General features: G+C 59.7%; 13 protein-coding genes. 8 read left to right on the top strand and 5 right to left on the bottom strand.

Annotation, left to right across the window (positions count from 1 at the left end; translation table 11 throughout):
• Window positions 1-23: 23 nt before the first annotated feature.
• A complete protein-coding gene (locus KQP88_RS11185; protein ID WP_216705697.1) occupies window positions 24-1,466 on the top strand; it encodes a glycosyltransferase family 39 protein in 1,443 nt (480 codons plus the stop codon).
• A gap of 184 nt (window positions 1,467-1,650) precedes the next feature.
• Window positions 1,651-2,688 (top strand): LLM class flavin-dependent oxidoreductase, encoded by a 1,038-nt coding sequence (locus KQP88_RS11180; RefSeq protein ID WP_216705696.1) that lies wholly within the window; start codon window positions 1,651-1,653, stop codon window positions 2,686-2,688.
• 70 nt (window positions 2,689-2,758) lie between these two features.
• Here the strand turns inward: KQP88_RS11180 and KQP88_RS11175 are convergent, their stop codons facing one another.
• The 5 genes from KQP88_RS11175 to glnT all read right to left on the bottom strand — a co-directional run bounded on the left by KQP88_RS11175 (window position 2,759) and on the right by glnT (window position 8,706).
• Entirely contained in the window at window positions 2,759-4,084 is a 1,326-nt protein-coding gene (locus tag KQP88_RS11175; RefSeq protein ID WP_198723729.1) for an ammonium transporter, read from the bottom strand.
• A 213-nt stretch (window positions 4,085-4,297) separates the two neighbouring features.
• Window positions 4,298-5,620, bottom strand: coding sequence for an FMN-binding glutamate synthase family protein (locus KQP88_RS11170; protein ID WP_025259947.1), 1,323 nt, complete (start codon window positions 5,618-5,620; stop codon window positions 4,298-4,300).
• A gap of 15 nt (window positions 5,621-5,635) precedes the next feature.
• On the bottom strand, window positions 5,636-6,319 hold the full coding sequence (locus tag KQP88_RS11165) for a GltB/FmdC/FwdC-like GXGXG domain-containing protein (protein ID WP_025259946.1): 684 nt from the start codon (window positions 6,317-6,319) through the stop codon (window positions 5,636-5,638).
• An 11-nt stretch (window positions 6,320-6,330) separates the two neighbouring features.
• The gene (locus tag KQP88_RS11160) at window positions 6,331-7,236 is read right to left on the bottom strand and encodes a class II glutamine amidotransferase (protein ID WP_216705695.1); all 906 of its coding nucleotides are present in this window, start codon (window positions 7,234-7,236) and stop codon (window positions 6,331-6,333) included.
• A gap of 135 nt (window positions 7,237-7,371) precedes the next feature.
• Window positions 7,372-8,706, bottom strand: coding sequence for a type III glutamate--ammonia ligase (gene glnT / locus KQP88_RS11155; RefSeq protein WP_216705694.1), 1,335 nt, complete (start codon window positions 8,704-8,706; stop codon window positions 7,372-7,374).
• 287 nt (window positions 8,707-8,993) lie between these two features.
• On the opposite strand from glnT, the gene KQP88_RS11150 reads away from it, so the two are divergent.
• The 6 genes from KQP88_RS11150 (at window position 8,994) to KQP88_RS11125 (ending at window position 16,070) form a co-directional block, all read left to right on the top strand.
• Window positions 8,994-9,599, top strand: a complete 606-nt coding sequence (locus tag KQP88_RS11150) for a cupin domain-containing protein (RefSeq protein ID WP_200994899.1) — start codon at window positions 8,994-8,996, stop codon at window positions 9,597-9,599.
• A gap of 257 nt (window positions 9,600-9,856) precedes the next feature.
• Window positions 9,857-10,723: a formyltetrahydrofolate deformylase gene (gene purU, locus KQP88_RS11145; RefSeq protein WP_200994898.1), complete on the top strand. Its 867-nt coding sequence runs from the start codon at window positions 9,857-9,859 to the stop codon at window positions 10,721-10,723.
• A complete protein-coding gene (gene folD / locus KQP88_RS11140; protein WP_200994897.1) occupies window positions 10,720-11,625 on the top strand; it encodes a bifunctional methylenetetrahydrofolate dehydrogenase/methenyltetrahydrofolate cyclohydrolase FolD in 906 nt (301 codons plus the stop codon). Before purU ends, folD begins: the two co-directional genes overlap by 4 nt.
• Window positions 11,607-12,848 (top strand): FAD-dependent oxidoreductase, encoded by a 1,242-nt coding sequence (locus KQP88_RS11135; protein WP_198723715.1) that lies wholly within the window; start codon window positions 11,607-11,609, stop codon window positions 12,846-12,848. The genes folD and KQP88_RS11135 overlap by 19 nt, the downstream gene beginning before the upstream one ends.
• 13 nt (window positions 12,849-12,861) lie before the next feature.
• On the top strand, window positions 12,862-13,167 hold the full coding sequence (locus KQP88_RS11130) for a sarcosine oxidase subunit delta (protein ID WP_025259939.1): 306 nt from the start codon (window positions 12,862-12,864) through the stop codon (window positions 13,165-13,167).
• Complete coding sequence (locus KQP88_RS11125; protein ID WP_216705693.1) at window positions 13,164-16,070, top strand: 2Fe-2S iron-sulfur cluster-binding protein; 2,907 nt, start codon at window positions 13,164-13,166, stop codon at window positions 16,068-16,070. Before KQP88_RS11130 ends, KQP88_RS11125 begins: the two co-directional genes overlap by 4 nt.
• Window positions 16,071-16,072 lie beyond the last annotated feature (2 nt).

Below are 16,072 nucleotides of genomic sequence, written 5' to 3'. Positions count from 1 at the left end.
TCACTTGCCCCCGAGAACCCTCCATGAGCCCGGACAAAAACCAGCGCGCCTCGTCATTGCTCCCTATCATTCCCCTGCTGCTGGTATGTGCCGCGATTGCCGCAAGCTTTGTCGCCTCCAGCGGCCCGATCCAGTGGCGGGACAACGGCCTTTTGCTGGTCGATGCCAGTCAGGGTCAGTACTTCAGCCAGTCACTTGGCCCGGTGGAACATCCCCTCTATCGGTTCGTCACGACGCTGTTCTTCCAGTTATTCGGCCCTCAGACCTTGAGCCTGCTCAACTCGATGCTTCTGCTGCCGCTGGCCTGGATCATCTATCGGCTGGCCACGAGCGCAGGCGCCACCTCACGGCAGGCCATGCTCGCCGCCGTGGTCAGCGTGCTGTCCCATGCCGTGTTCTGGGTATCGACCAAGGCAGATGTGTATGTGCTGCATACCTTGCTGATGCTGATGGCCTACTGGGTGCAGTTCAGTGCAGGACCGCGCCTGGGCGATTCCAGGAAGCTGCTTGTGATCGGCCTGCTGACCGGGCTTGGTGCGGCGACTCACCAACTGACCTTTGTGGTGCTGCTGCCGCTCTACATCCAGTTGCTGTACCGGCACAGGCTGCGCATTCTGATGACCCTGCCAGGTTTCATTGCAGGTATCGCTGTCGCCATGCCAGCCATCGTCCATGACCTGCAGGTCCCGATGAGCATGCTGGAAACAGGCCGCCGCTACTTCACCGGTTCGTCCGCCATTGTGGGTGACATCAACCGGGAAGGCAGTCTGCTGCGCTTCGATATCATGTGGTACGAGAAAAAATCCGTAGGCTTGTTGCTGCTCTCATTGCTGGGGCCGCAACTGTTGGGGCTGCTCGTCTTTCCCCGTGGCAAAAGGCTGCGACTGCTGTGGAGCGCAGGGTTGCTGAATCTGGTGTTCGCGGCTTCATACAACGTGACCGATCGCTTTGTCTTCTTCCTGCCGGGCGTGGTGCTGTTCAGCATCCTGGGCGTGATTCAGCTTCAGGCGCTACTGGCCCGCTGTCGCATGAGAACTGCCCTGCTGAACCTGTCGACACTGACCTCACCCATCGTGATTCTGTTCGTCTACTTTCTCTACAGCAGTGGCCTGATCCGCTTGCCGACGCATATCGAGGCGCTGCCGTTTCGCGATGACATTCATTACTTCATGGCGCCTTACCTGCCGGATCGATCCGCCGAGCGCTTCGTGCGGGTCTATGAAGCCTCGGTGCCCGAAGGCGCATTGCTGATTGCCGACCCAGAGCCCATGGGTGCCATGCGTTCGGCCCAGTCATTCGGCCTGCTGCGCGGGCGCAAACTGGCGATATGCAGTGAAGCCGCGCAGATCCATTCCTACCTCGACGCCCGCGGCGCGTACCTGACCCGCCTGAGCTACTGCGCCATGATTGCCGAGCAATACCGGCTGGAAAGCTGGACGCCAGGCTATACGCTGCACATGAAGTGAGTTTCCTGGTGGAGAAGCCGACCCTCACCAAAAAATACTTGCACAGAAAGTATTACGGTATACCATCAGACAGAACAAGCTAACCCACACGTCTGAGCTGCATCACCACACAGCATTGCGGTATACCAAAAAAAATATCGGCTCCGCCCTTCTGAGGCGCCACGATTGAACCGAGGTGAGTGTCATGAAATTTTCGTTGTTCGTGCACATGGAACGCTGGGATGAGCAAGTCAGCCATCGCCAGTTGTTCGAGGACCTGACCGAACTGACGCTGCTGGCCGAAAAAGGCGGATTCAGCACCGTCTGGATCGGCGAACACCATGCAATGGAATACACCATTTCTCCAAGCCCGATGCCGCTGCTGGCCTATCTCGCTGCCAGAACCAGCACTATCCACCTGGGCGCAGGCACTATCATTGCTCCGTTCTGGCACCCGTTGCGGGTAGCCGGCGAATGCGCGCTGCTGGATGTCATCAGCAATGGGCGCATGGAAGTGGGTCTGGCTCGCGGCGCCTATCAGGTCGAGTTCGATCGCATGGCGGGTGGCATGCCAGCCTCTGAAGGCGGCAAGGCCCTTCGTGAAATGGTCCCCGTGGTCAAGGCCCTGTGGCAAGGCGACTATGCGCACGACGGCGATATCTGGAAATTCCCCACCTCCACCTGTGTGCCGAAACCGGTCAAGACGCCACCGATGTGGATCGCCGCCCGCGACCCGGATTCCCACAACTTTGCGGTGCAGAACGGCTGCAACGTGATGGTCACGCCGCTGATGAAAGGCGATGAAGAAGTCCTGGACCTGAAGAACAAGTTCCAGGCCGCGCTGGACAACAACCCAAGCGTCCCTCGCCCGCAACTGATGGTGCTGCGCCACACCCACGTCCATACCGCCGACGAGCCCGAAGGCTGGAAAGTGGGCGCGACCGCGATCTCGAAGTTCTACCGCACTTTCGATGCCTGGTTCGGCAACAAGCAGACACCGGTCAATGGCTTTCTGGCGCCAAGCCCGGAAGAGAAATTCAAGGAGCGCCCGGAGTTCGAGCTGGAAAACATCCGCAAGAACACCATGATCGGCACCCCGGAAGAAATCATTCCGCGCATCCGTTACTACCAGGAGCTTGGGGTCGACGAGTTCAGCTTCTGGTGTGACAACAGCCTGTCACACGCCGAGAAGAAGAAATCGCTGGAACTGTTTATCAAGCATGTAGTGCCAGCGTTTCGTTGATGAAGGCATCGCGGCCAAGGCCCCTCCCACGGTCAATGTGGGAGGGGCCTTGGCCGCGACAAAGTTTCACTCAATGGTTATAGGCACGCTCATTGTGCTCGGCCAGATCCAGCCCCATCTCTTCCACCGATTCATGAGCACGCAAGCCGATCAGGGCGTTGACGAGCTTGAGAATCCCCCAACTGACCACGAAGCAATAAACCGTGGTGAACAGCACGCCCTTGATCTGCGCGATGACCTGAGCGCCCATGCTCACATCCGGCACCAGACCGCCCATCGACGGTACACAGAACACACCGGTCAGTACCGCACCGATCATGCCGCCCACACCGTGCAAGCCGAATACGTCCAGGCTGTCGTCATAGCCCAGGCGCTTCTTCAGGACGGTCACGCTCAGGTAGCAGAACACGCCACACAACAAGCCGATTGCCAGGGCTCCGCCGACACCGACATAGGCGCAAGCCGGCGTAATCCCCACCAGACCGGCCAATGCACCGCTGGCCAGACCCAGTGCGCTGGGCTTGCCGACCTTGAACCACTCGGTAAACATCCAGCCCAGAATACCGGCGCAAGCGCCTACCTGGGTGTTGAGCATGACAATGCCCGACGTGCCGCTCAGGCCGCCGCCTGAACCGATGTTGAAACCGAACCAGCCGACCCACAGCATCGCCGCGCCCGCCATGGTGAGGCTCAGGTTGTGCGCAGGCATCGGCGTGTTCTGATAGCCCTTGCGTTTGCCCAGCACCAGACAAGCCGCCAGTGCCGCAACACCGGCATTGATATGCACCGCGGTGCCGCCCGCGAAATCCAGCACACCCCAGTTATGCATCAAGGCCCCCGCTCCGCCCCAGACCATGTGCGCAACCGGCGCGTAAACCAGGGTGAACCAGATCGCCATGAACAGCAGTGCCGCCGAGAACTTCATGCGCTCGGCAAAGGCACCCGCAATCAGCGCCGGGGTGATGATGGCGAACGTCATCTGGAAGGTCACGAACACCCCTTCAGGAATCTCGCCCACCAGACTGTCCGGCGTCATGCCCGCCAGAAAGACACGGCTCAGGCCGCCGACAAAGCTGTTGAAGGTCACTTCACCTTCAACCATGTTGCTGGTGTCGACCACCATGCTGTAGCCGTAGATGATCCACAACACACCCACCAGCCCCGCAATGCCAAAACACTGGGTAAACAGCGAAAGCATGTTCTTGGCCCGCACCAGACCGCCATAAAACAGCGCCAGGCCAGGCAGGCACATGAACAGCACCAGCACGGCGGCGGTGATCATCCAGGCGGTGCTGCCGGTATTGAGAACAGGGGTTTCGGCCGCCAGGGCCAGAGGAGAAAAAGCGCCGACTGCCAGTAACGCCAGAAGGGATTTGCCGATAGGACGATTAACCATTATCAAAGCTCCTGCATGGGAATGGAAAGTGTCGGGCAGAAAGCAGAGTGGCTTGAAACTGCGGGCCTTTGCGGCCTCGTTATAGGGGCATCACGAATTATTGTGGGAGGCAGCTTGCTGGCGACTTCAGCGCACAGACGCAGAATATCTGTCGGCTTTAAGGCCTTTTCGCCAGCAAGCTGCCTCCTACAAGTTTGTGTGTGCCTTAAATGATCAGTACTGCTGACCGGGAATCCAGCTGGTTCCGGCCAATGGCACTCGCGCCATGGCTGCAGATTCCACCGTCAGCGCCACCAGATCCTCGGGATCGAGGTTGTGCAGGTGCGACTTGCCGCAGGCGCGGGCCATGGTCTGGGCTTCCAGCACCAGGACACGCAAGTAGTTTGCCAGGCGACGCCCACCTTCGACCGGATCCAGACGCTTGGACAGTTCCGGGTCCTGAGTGGTGATACCTGCCGGGTCGCGGCCGTTTTGCCAGTCATCGTAGAAGCCGGCCGCCGAGCCGATCTTCTTCAATTCCTCGTCCAGACGCGGGTGGTTGTCGCCCAGCGCAATCAGCGCCGCCGTACCAATGGCAACCGCATCGGCACCCAGTGCCATGGCCTTGGCCACGTCGGCACCGTTACGAATGCCGCCGGACACGATCAGTTGCACCTTGCGATGCATGCCCATTTCCTGCAACGCCTGAACGGCCTGAGGAATCGCCGGCAGAATCGGAATGCCCACATGTTCGATGAACACTTCCTGAGTCGCCGCCGTACCGCCTTGCATGCCATCGAGCACAATTACATCGGCCCCGGCCTTGACCGCCAGCTTGACGTCGTAATACGGGCGGCTCGCACCGATCTTCACGTAGATCGGCTTTTCCCAGTCGGTGATTTCGCGGATCTCGGCAATCTTGATCGCCAGATCGTCCGGGCCGGTCCAGTCCGGGTGACGGCAGGCCGAACGCTGGTCGACACCGATGGGCAGCGTCCGCATGCCCGCGACGCGCTCAGTGACCTTCATGCCCAGCAGCATGCCGCCACCACCCGGTTTGGCGCCCTGCCCCAGCACGATTTCGATGGCATCGGCCTTACGCAGATCGTCCGGGTTCATGCCGTAACGCGATGGCAGGTACTGATAGACCAGATGCTGGGACTGACCGCGCTCTTCCGGGGTCATGCCGCCGTCACCGGTGGTGGTGCTGGTGCCCGCGATGGTGGCGCCACGCCCCAGAGCTTCCTTGGCATTGGCCGACAAGGCACCAAAGCTCATGCCCGCGATGGTCACCGGAATCTTCAGGTGAATCGGCTTCTTGGCGAAACGGTTGCCGAGGATGACATCGGTCCCGCACTTCTCGCGATAGCCTTCCAGCGGGTAGCGGGAAACACTGGCGCCGAGCAGCAGCAGGTCATCGAAATGCGGGAGCTTACGCTTGGTGCCGCCGCCGCGAATGTCGTAGATGCCGGTTTCCGCGGCGCGCTGGATTTCCTGAATGGTCAGGCGGTCGAAAGTCGCGGACTCGCGCAGGACTGGAGTTGGTTTGTCACTCATGATGATGCTCCTGGATCAGTACGCGGAGGCGTTATCGACTTTGAAGTTGTAGAGCTGACGGGCCGAGCCGTAGCGTTTGAAATCGGCGGCCTTTTCATTGAAACCGGCGCGATTGAGCAGCTCTTGCAGCTCTTCCAGATGCTCCGGGCGCATCTCTTTCTCAATGCAGTCGGAGCCCAGGGACTCCACGCTGCCTTTGACGAAAATCTTCGTTTCGTACAGCGAATCGCCCAGTGCATCGCCCGCATCGCCGCAGACCACCAGCCGACCGGCCTGGCCCATGAAGCAGCTCATATGGCCAATGCTGCCGCCGACCACGATATCGATACCCTTCATGGAAATACCGCAGCGGGCACCCGCATCGCCTTCGATGACCAGCAAGCCGCCGTGAGCCGTCGCGCCCGCAGCTTGTGAGGCGCTGCCCTTGACCCGCACATAACCGGACATCATGTTTTCGGCGCACCCGACGCCGACGTTGCCGTGCACGGTGATCGAGGCCTTCTGGTTCATGCCCGCGCAGTAATAGCCAGCGTGCCCCTGGATGTCCACGGACACCGCTTCGTTGACGCCGACCGCCAGGTTGTGAGCGCCGTTGGGATGGGTCACGACCCACTCACGTTCTTCGAGTTGTCTGACTTGATCGTGCAGCGCCTGATTGAGGTCACGCACGCTGGCAGTGGAAAGATCGATGGTTTTCATGTGCGTGCTCCTTAAGCCGACTCGCGTTCCCAGATGTACATGGTGGCGGGAACAGGTTCCCAGACTTTGGCCTTCTCGATCCCCGGCAGGCTCGACAGCGCCTGATACTCCGAAGCCATGGCGACGTAATCGTCGGTTTCGGCGAGAATCGCCGGCTTGCAGGCAATCGGGTCGCGGATCACGGCAAAGCCGTTGCGGGTACCGATGGCAAAGGTGAAGAAGCCATCCAGCGCTTCCAGCGAACTGTCCAGCGCGGTCTTCAGGGAGTCGCCCTGCTGAAGGCGCCAGGCCAGGTAACCGGCGGCGACTTCCGTGTCGTTCTCGGTGTCGAAGTTGATCCCTTCGCGGCGCAGTTCCTGACGCAGACGAAAGTGGTTGGAGAGCGAGCCGTTATGCACCAGGCACAGGTCGGCGCCAGTGGAAAACGGGTGGCTGCCTTCCATGGTCACGGCACTTTCAGTGGCCATGCGCGTGTGGCCGATGATGTGACTGCCTTTCATGTTGCCCAGGCCAAAACGCTCGGAAATCTCTTTCGGCAAACCCATGCCCTTGAGGATTTCGATGCTCTTGCCCGCGCTCATGATCCGCACGGTCGGTGCCAGCTCACCCAGTGCCGTACGCACGACGGCTTCTTCAGCCTGGACCTTCAGCACCACGGCGCTCGCATTCTGAAACCAGTCCAGCGACGCGCCGAGCTTGCCTTCCAGCGCCGCGATCAGCGCCTTGAAGTCGTACCCTTCGGTGGTGGCCTGCAAGGTCAGCTTGACCCAGCCATCGGTCACTTCATCCCCATAAATGGCAAACCCGGCGCTGTCCGGGCCACGGTCGGTCATGGCTTCGAGCATGGGCTCGAAGAGTTTGCCAAGCTGGGATTCCAGCGCAGGGTTTTTCAGATACAAACCAACAATTCCGCACATAAGGGCAGTCTCACGTTGTTCGGCAGTAGCAAGCGGCAAGCTATAAGCGGCAAGCTGACTGCGTTGATGACAAATTCTGCATTCACTCCAAACTGCTTTTACTTGCAGCTTGCAGCTAAAAACTTGCAGCTGAATTCAAAAAAATTCCGTATACCGCTTCACTTCCCAATCGCTGACGTGGCGGCTGTATTCCACCCATTCCATGCGCTTGAGCTTGATGAATTCGCCGACGATTTCGCTGCCCAGCACTTCGGCGAACAGCGGGTCGGCTTCCAGGGCGTCGCAGGCTTCCTTGAGGGATTGCGGCAGGGTCTTGATGCCCCGTGCGGCGATCTCTTCCAGGCTCAGTTTGTAGAGGTTCTCATTGCAGACCTGATCGACTTCCAGCTTGCGGTCAATGCCGTCCAGGCCTGCGGCGATGATCGCGGCGCTGACCAGATACGGGTTGCAGCCGGCATCCGGCAGACGGAATTCGAGGCGGCCGTAAGGCACGCGCACCATGGCCGAGCGGTTGTTGGCACCGAAGGCGATAAAGGCTGGTGCCCAGGTCGCGCCGGACAGTGAATTGCCCACCACCAGACGCTTGTAGGAGTTGACCGTCGGCGCCGCGAAGGCACACAAGGCCGGACCATGGGCCAGGAGACCGGCGGCGAAGTGGTAAGCCATTTTCGACAGCCCCATGCCACTCGGGTCGCTGGCGTCATGGAACATGTTCTTGTTGGTCGCGCTGCTGATCGACAGGTGGAAGTGCATGCCGTTACCGGCGCGCTTGGGATCGGGCTTTGGCATGAACGAGCAGATCATGCCCATGTCATTGGCAATCTCGCCGGCCGCCATGCGGAAGAAGGTGAAACGGTCCGCCGACTCCATGGCATCACTGTAGGTGTAGTTGATCTCGAACTGGCCGTTGGCGTCTTCGTGGTCGATCTGGTAGATGTCGAAACCGACTGGCTGCAAGGCTTCGGTCAGGCGCTCAAGAAACTCACGAGAACGTGACAGGCCTTTGTAGTCGTAACACGGCTTGTCGAGGCTATCGCTGTTGTCCACCAGTTGCAGACTGCCCGCCGCATCGCGTTTGAACAGACTGAATTCAGGTTCCAGGCCGGTATTGAGGGTCCAGCCCCGCTGGCTGAGACGCTCGACCTGCTGTTGCAACACGTAGCGACTGTCATAAGGCCAGGGCTTGCCTTCGACGTGGCCGATGCACACCACCCGGCCATAACCCGGCTGCCAGGGCACCGGCGTCAGCGAAGAAAGATCGCCCTTGGCCATGAAATCCGGGCCATGAGGCTCCATGCCCATGCCACAGATGGCGAAACCGGCAAAGCCGGCGCCATCTTCGATCACCATCTCCAGGCCCGAGACAGGAACCGATTTGGTCTTGGAGGAGCCATGGATATCCACGAACTGAGCCAGCACGTACTTGATGCCGTGCTCCTCGATCAGACGCTGTGTTTCTGTTGGCAACATGAGACTTGTCTCCTGGCGAAAGCAAAACGTTGAGGTGGGGACCGCTGTTCACTTCCTGCCGGAACACTTATTCCGATCAGGAAAATTACTTTCTCAACAGGAATGCAAAGCGCTTGCCAGCTTGGTATACCAAAAGTCGAATTCAGCTAAAGGCGGAATTTCCTCTGTATATATGGGAAACTCGATTTCCTTCAGGGAATAATCCGCCGCCACTGCCTGCGGAGAGATGGACATCGCACATTCGTGGTGCGAAATAAAAATTATTGAGCGGAAACCGTGCAAAGCCGATGAATACGCCGAACGAACCACAGCCCAAACTGAAACTGGAGCAATACCTGGGTATCCAGATCAAGCGCCAGCGTCAGGCCCAGGAATTGAAACTGGCCGACGTGGCCCGTATCGCCGGGATCAGCCAGGGCATGCTGAGCAAGATCGAGAACGCCCAGGTTTCCACCAGCCTGGATAACCTCAGCCGCCTGTGCGACGTGCTGGGCATGCCCATGTCCAAGCTGTTCAGCCAGTACGACCAGCAAGGCAGCAGCGCACTGCTGGTCAAGGCCGATGACGGGCTTGAAGTTGTCAGGCGCGGCACCGAGAAAGGCCACACCTACCACCTGCTCAACCATACCCGCGGGCCGAAGAAGAGCTTCGAGGCATACATGGTGACCATGGACGACGCCAGCGAAGAGTTCCCGACCTTCTCCCACCCCGGCACCGAATTCCTGCACCTGCTGGAAGGTGAGCTGATCTATCGCCATGGCAATCAGGTGTATCGCATGGAGGCTGGAGACAGCCTGACCTTCGACGGCGAAATTCCTCATGGGCCGGAACAACTGGTGCAAGTGCCGATTCGTCTGCTGTCGATCATGAACTATGGGGCGCAGGGCGAGTGATCTCTTTTCGCGAATAAATTCGCTCCCACCAGGATCGGTGTAGGAGCAAATTCATTCGCGAACCCCCTCCACAAAATTTTCCTATCAGTAAAAAAAGTTTCCAGAAATCTCTGGACGCTGCAAATCCTTTCGCCTATAAAACGCCAATCGTGAATATTTAATTCCCATCAGGAAATTTTATTCACCCGCAAAAATAATGTTCACCCCCAAATATTTCGCCCTGCGCTGAGCTGCCGCCACTTTCCAGAGGACAAGCCATGCAACACGAAAAGAACCATTTCATCCTCAAGATCAGTTGCCCGGCGACTTCGGGCATTGTCGCGGCGGTGACTTCCTATCTGGCAGACAACCAGTGCTACATCGGTGAAATGGCCCAGTTCGATGACGAGTTCAGCGGCAAATTCTTCATGCGTGCGGTGTTTCGCTTCAACGATGGCCATCAAGGCGATATCCAGCAGCTCAAGGACGGTTTCGATGCCGTCGCTAGCGACTTTTCCATGCAGTGGGAACTGCACGACACGCGCCAACCCATGCGCGTACTGCTGATGGTCAGCAAGTTCGACCACTGCCTGACCGACCTTCTGTATCGCTACCACAAAGGCGAGATGGACATGACCATCACCGCCATCGTTTCCAACCACCTGGACCTGCGCCCGATGGCCGAGCGCGAAGGCATTCGCTTCATCTATCTGCCGGTCACCAAGGAAACCAAGGCCCAGCAGGAAGCGGCGCTGATGAAAGTGGTGGATGAAACCGGTACCGAACTGGTGGTGCTCGCCCGCTACATGCAGATCCTTTCCGATGACCTGTGCCAGCAACTGTCGGGCCGGGCAATCAATATCCATCACTCCTTTCTGCCCGGTTTCAAGGGCGCCAAGCCTTATCACCAGGCTTATGAGCGTGGCGTGAAGCTGATCGGCGCAACCGCGCATTACGTCACCAGCGACCTGGACGAAGGGCCGATCATCGAGCAGGAAGTGCAACGTGTGGATCACGTCTACCTGCCCGACGATCTGGTGGCCGCCGGCCGCAATACCGAGACCATTGCGCTGTCCAGGGCGGTGAAATACCACCTTGAGCATCGTGTGTTCCTCAACACGGACAGAACGGTGATCTTCCGGTGAACACTTCAAAACTGATTGATGGCAAAGCCGCCGCAGGTCGGGTGCTGCAACAGGTCAAAGCCGATGTCCTGCGACTCAAGGCCGAGGGCATCGAGCCTGCGCTGGCGGTGATTCTGGTGGGTGAAGATCCGGCCAGTCAGGTCTATGTGCGCAACAAGATCCTGCGTGCCGAGGAAGCCGGTATTCACTCGCTGGAATACCGGCTGCCTGCGGACAGCTCGCAGGCACGCTTGCTGGCGCTGATCGCCGAGCTGAATGCAGACCCGAAGGTCAACGGCATTCTGCTGCAATTGCCTCTGCCCTCCCATATAGAAGAAACCCTGGCCCTGGAGGCCATCGATCCGTGCAAGGACGTGGACGGTTTTCACAGTGAAAACGTCGGCGGCCTGAGTCAGGGCCGGGATGTGCTGACGCCCTGCACGCCCAGCGGCTGCATGCAGTTGCTGGAGGACGCCTGCGGTGACCTCACCGGCAAGCATGCAGTGGTGATCGGCCGCTCCAATATCGTCGGCAAACCCATGGCCGCCCTGCTGCTCAAGGCTCATTGCTCGGTCACGGTCGTGCATTCGCGCAGCCGCGACGCCAAGGCCTTGTGTCAACTGGCCGATATCGTGGTCGCCGCAGTCGGTCGCCCGCGAATGATTGATGCCAGCTGGCTCAAGCCCGGTGCCGTGGTGATCGACGTCGGCATCAACCGCATCCAGGACAACGACCGCAGCCGCCTGGTCGGCGATGTGGATTTCGACAGCGCGCTGTCCAGAGTCTCGGCCATTACGCCCGTGCCGGGTGGCGTCGGCCCCATGACCATTGCTTTTCTCATGAAAAACACCGTGACCGCTGCCCGTCAGCAGGCCCAAGCGCAACGTAGCCAATCGGAGGCCGTATGCCTTTCAATCTATTGAAGTACGGGCTCAGCTCGGAGTATCCGGTCGAGGTGGATCTGCCCGCCCCCAAGGAACTCAAGCCCTCTTATGACGTGGTGATCATCGGCGGTGGCGGGCACGGTCTGGCCACTGCGTACTACCTGTCGAAGTACCACGGCATCACCAATATCGCCGTGCTGGAAAAAGGCTACCTGGGCGGCGGCAATACCGCGCGCAACACAGCCGTCATCCGCTCCAATTACCTCACCAGCGAAGGCGTGCGTTTCTACGCCGAATCGGTGCGGATGTTCGAAGGCCTGTCCAACGAATTCGACTTCAACATCATGTACTCCCATCGCGGGCAACTGACCCTGGCGCATACCGACGCGACCGTGCGTTCGTTCCGCCAGCGCGCCGAGGTCAACAAGCACTTCGGCGGTCGTACCGAGATGATCGACCGCCAGCAGATCCGCGAGCTGGTGCCTTCCCTCAACCTCGATCCGGGCCATCTGCCGGTGATCGCCGGTCTGTGGCACATCGACGGCGCCACCGCCCGGCACGACGCTGTGGCCTGGGGTTACGCCAAGCAGGCGGCCAAGCGCGGCGTGGAGATCCATCAGCTCACCGAGGTTCAGGAACTGGTCATCGAAAACGGCACCATTACTGCCGTGAAGACCAATCGCGGCACCATCAAATGCGGCTGCGCGGTGCAGGCGGTGGCGGGCATGAGTTCGCAACTGATGAAAAAGGCCGGGATTCGCTCGCCGATCCAGACCTTTCCGCTGCAAGCCATGGTGACCCAACCGTTCAAACCCTTCCTCGACCCGCTGGTGAGTTCTTCGGCCCTGCACTGTTACGTGCAGCAGACCAGTCGCGGCGAAGTGGTGTTTGGCGGCGGCTCCGATCCTTATCCGCTGTTCAACACCCGTTCCACCCTGGACCTCAAGGAAAGCCTGCTGGCCCACGCCATCGAGATGTTCCCGTTCCTGGCCAATGCCAAGTTGATGCGCCAATGGGCCGGGATCACCGACATGACCCCGGACTACAGCCCGATCATGGGCCTTTCGCCGGTAAAAAATTATTACCTGGATGCAGGCTGGGGCACTTGGGGTTTCAAGGCCACGCCCATCTGCGGCAAGACCATGGCCGAACTCGTGGCCAGCGGCGGCAAGGTGCCGGACCTGATCAAACCCTTTGGCCTGGAACGTTTTTCGACCTTCCGGCAAGTCAACGAAATGGGCGCGACAGCGGCCAGCCACTGACGGAGAGCGATACATGAAAGTCATGACATGCCCGCTCAACGGGCCACGCAATATCAGCGAATTCACTTACGGTGGCGAGTTCAAGCTCATGCCCGATCCCCAGACCTGCACCGATGCCGAATGGGCCGATTACGTCTTCAACAGCGAGGACACCCTGGGCGTGGTACGCGAATGGTGGATGCACAATCCGTCCAGCTACTGGTTCCTGGCCGAGCGCCATACCGCCAGTGACGAAATCATCCGCACCTTCGACCCACGGGAAATCTTTACTGCCCGTGTCGATTTCACACCGGCCCCGTCCAAGGAGATCGCAGGATGAGCACCCTGACCCGCCTGCCGGCCCCCATGGGCCTGTTGATCGATCGCAATCAGCCGCTGACCTTCAGCTTTGACGGCAAGTCCTATCAGGGCCTGCAAGGCGACAGCATCGCCAGCGCCCTCCTCGCCAACGGTCGCTTCCTGCTGTCGCGCTCGTTCAAATACCACCGCCCGCGTGGCCCGCTGACCATGGCCGGCCAAGATGCCAATACGCTGATCCAGTTGCCCAGCGAACCCAACGTGCTGGCCGATACCCATGCACTCGAAGCCGGCCTGCAAGTGACCGGGCAGAATTTCAACGGCTCGCTGGACAACGACAAGGACGCCTATCTGGGCAAGTTCTCGAAATTCATGCCGGTGGGCTTCTATTACCGTTCGTTCTACAAGCCCAGGGGCATGTGGAAGGTCTGGGAGCCGATCATCCGCAAGAAAGCCGGGCTGGGTGTGCTGGACCTTGAATTCCAGCCCGAGTATTACGACAAGGCTTACCTGTTCACCGATCTGGCCATTATCGGCGCGGGTCCGGCTGGCCTGCAGGCGGCACTGACTGCCGCCAATGCCGGTGCCAAAGTCCTGCTGATCGAACAGCAGCCTATTCTCGGTGGCTCGCTGACCTATGCCCGCTTTGACATCGAAGGCCAGCGTGGCGAAAAGCTGCGGCGCAACCTGGTCGATGCGGTGGAAGGTCACGCCAATATTCACGTGCTCAAGCAAGCCACCTGCAACGCCTGGTTCACCGATAACTACCTGCCGGTCATTCAGGGCAAGCGCATGTACAAAGTACGGGCGACCCACTGCCTGGTGTGCAGCGGCTCGTTCGACCAGCCGGTGATTTTCCGCAACAACGACCTGCCCGGCGTGATGCTGACCAGCGCCGCCCAGCGCCTGATGAAGCTGTATGCCGTCAAACCCGGCAAACGCGCCGTGATCCTGACCGGTAACGATGACGGTTATCTGGCTGCTCTGGACTTGCATGATCAGGGCGTGGAAGTCGTCGCCGTGGCCGACATGCGCGCCAACCCTGTAGACAGAGCCCTTCTCGATGCCTTGAAAAAACGCGGTATCCCTTGCCACCCCAGCACAACTGTTTATGAAGCGCTGCATGAAAAAGGCATGCGCCATGTAAGCGGCGCGGATCTGCGCAAAATCACCGGCCAGGGTCAGGTCGCCAATAACGGCCTGACCGTCGAGTGCGATCTGCTGTGCATGTCCGGCGGCTACATGCCGGTCTATCAGTTGCTGTGCCAGGCAGGCGGCAAGTTGAGCTATGACGATCAACTGTCGGAATTCACCCTGAGCGGCCTGCCGAAAAACCTGAATGTCGCCGGTTCGGTGCATGGCTATCATGCGCTGGACAACGTGCTGGCCGATGCCATCCATGCCAGCGCCGAAGTGGTTGCCGCGCTGGGCCTGGAACTCGACACCAGCCCGCAGCCTCTGCGCACCGAAGCCCGCGTCAACTTTGCCTGGCCTATCTTTCCTCATCCAAAGGGCAAGGATTTCGTCGACTTCGACGAAGACCTGCAAGTGCGCGACATCATCAATGCCACGCGCATCGGCTACCGCGATGTGCAACTGGTCAAGCGCTATTCCACGGTCGGCATGGGGCCGTCCCAAGGTCGGCACTCGGCGTTGCCGACAGCCCGTCTGGTCGCGTCTTCGACACAACGCAGTATCAGCGAAACCGGCGTCACCACTGCCCGCCCGCCTTTCGAGGCCGAAAAGCTGGCCCACGTCGCAGGGCGGGCTTTCGATCCGTACCGGCAGACACCGATGCACAAACGGCACGTAGAAGCGGGAGCGAAGATGATGCCCGCTGGCATCTGGCAGCGTCCCGCGTACTACGGCAAGCCGAACGAACGTGACACCTGCATGCAGGCAGAAGCCCTGCACGTGCGTAACAAGGTCGGCATCATCGACGTCTCGACGCTCGGCGGGCTGGATGTACGCGGCCCGGACGCCGCCGAACTGCTCAATCGCATGTACACCTTTGCCTTTCTCAAGCAGCCGGTGGGCCGTTCGCGTTATGCATTGATGACCAACGAGCATGGCGTGGTCATCGACGATGGCGTCTGTGCACGTTTCGCCGACAACCATTTCTACGTCACCGCCACCACCAGCGGCGTGGATCGTATCTATCAGCAGATGCTGAAGTGGAACGCCCAATGGCGTCTGAACGTTGATATCGCCAACGTCACTGCGGCGATTTCAGCCGTCAACGTGGCCGGGCCGGACTCGCGCAAGGTCCTGGAAAAAGTCTGCTCCGACCTGGATCTTTCCGCCGAAGGCTTCCCGTATCTGGCAGTGCGTCAAGGCACTGTGGCCGGGATCAAGGCCCGTCTGTTGCGAGTGGGTTTCGTGGGTGAGCTGGGTTATGAAATCCACGTTCCGGCGCGCCATGCCCTGCAACTCTGGGACGCCCTGATAGAGGCCGGCAAGGCTTACGACATACGTCCTTTCGGGGTCGAAACCCAGCGCCTGCTGCGTCTGGAAAAAGGCCACGTGATCATCAGCCAGGACACCGACGGCATGACCCATCCCGGCGAGATCGACATGGGCTGGGCGGTGAGCCGTACCAAGCCATTCTTTGTCGGCCGCCGCTCGGTGGACATCCTTGAAGCCCAGCCACAGACCCGCAAGCTGGTGGGTTTCACCCTGCCCAAGGCCAGCCCGCAACCACTGGAAGGCCATCTGGTACTCAAGGGGCCGGACATCAGCGGCAACGTGACCTCCTGCGAATACTCACAGAGCCTGGGCAAGATTATTGGCCTGGCCTACGCCGCCTTTGATCAGAGCACGCCCGGCCAGCAGATTCCGATCCGGGTCGAGGACGGCGTCGTGGTCCAGGCCACCGTGGTGAAACTGCCTTTCTTCGATCCTGAAAACCAGCGCCAGGAGCTTTGATC

It is taken from the genome of Pseudomonas lijiangensis (assembly GCF_018968705.1).
Taxonomy (GTDB): Bacteria; Pseudomonadota; Gammaproteobacteria; order Pseudomonadales; family Pseudomonadaceae; genus Aquipseudomonas; species Aquipseudomonas lijiangensis.
Note: the sequence above shows the minus strand (reverse complement) of the source record. Positions and strands in the feature narration are given on the sequence as shown.

Coding starts and splice junctions, on each gene's coding strand:
- KQP88_RS11185 (WP_216705697.1), top strand. CDS start 24: ATGAGCCCGGACAAAAACCAGCGCGCCTCGTCATTGCTCCCTATCATT.
- KQP88_RS11180 (WP_216705696.1), top strand. CDS start 1,651: ATGAAATTTTCGTTGTTCGTGCACATGGAACGCTGGGATGAGCAAGTC.
- KQP88_RS11175 (WP_198723729.1), bottom strand. CDS start 4,084: ATGGTTAATCGTCCTATCGGCAAATCCCTTCTGGCGTTACTGGCAGTC.
- KQP88_RS11170 (WP_025259947.1), bottom strand. CDS start 5,620: ATGAGTGACAAACCAACTCCAGTCCTGCGCGAGTCCGCGACTTTCGAC.
- KQP88_RS11165 (WP_025259946.1), bottom strand. CDS start 6,319: ATGAAAACCATCGATCTTTCCACTGCCAGCGTGCGTGACCTCAATCAG.
- KQP88_RS11160 (WP_216705695.1), bottom strand. CDS start 7,236: ATGTGCGGAATTGTTGGTTTGTATCTGAAAAACCCTGCGCTGGAATCC.
- glnT (WP_216705694.1), bottom strand. CDS start 8,706: ATGTTGCCAACAGAAACACAGCGTCTGATCGAGGAGCACGGCATCAAG.
- KQP88_RS11150 (WP_200994899.1), top strand. CDS start 8,994: ATGAATACGCCGAACGAACCACAGCCCAAACTGAAACTGGAGCAATAC.
- purU (WP_200994898.1), top strand. CDS start 9,857: ATGCAACACGAAAAGAACCATTTCATCCTCAAGATCAGTTGCCCGGCG.
- KQP88_RS11135 (WP_198723715.1), top strand. CDS start 11,607: ATGCCTTTCAATCTATTGAAGTACGGGCTCAGCTCGGAGTATCCGGTC.
- KQP88_RS11130 (WP_025259939.1), top strand. CDS start 12,862: ATGAAAGTCATGACATGCCCGCTCAACGGGCCACGCAATATCAGCGAA.
- KQP88_RS11125 (WP_216705693.1), top strand. CDS start 13,164: ATGAGCACCCTGACCCGCCTGCCGGCCCCCATGGGCCTGTTGATCGAT.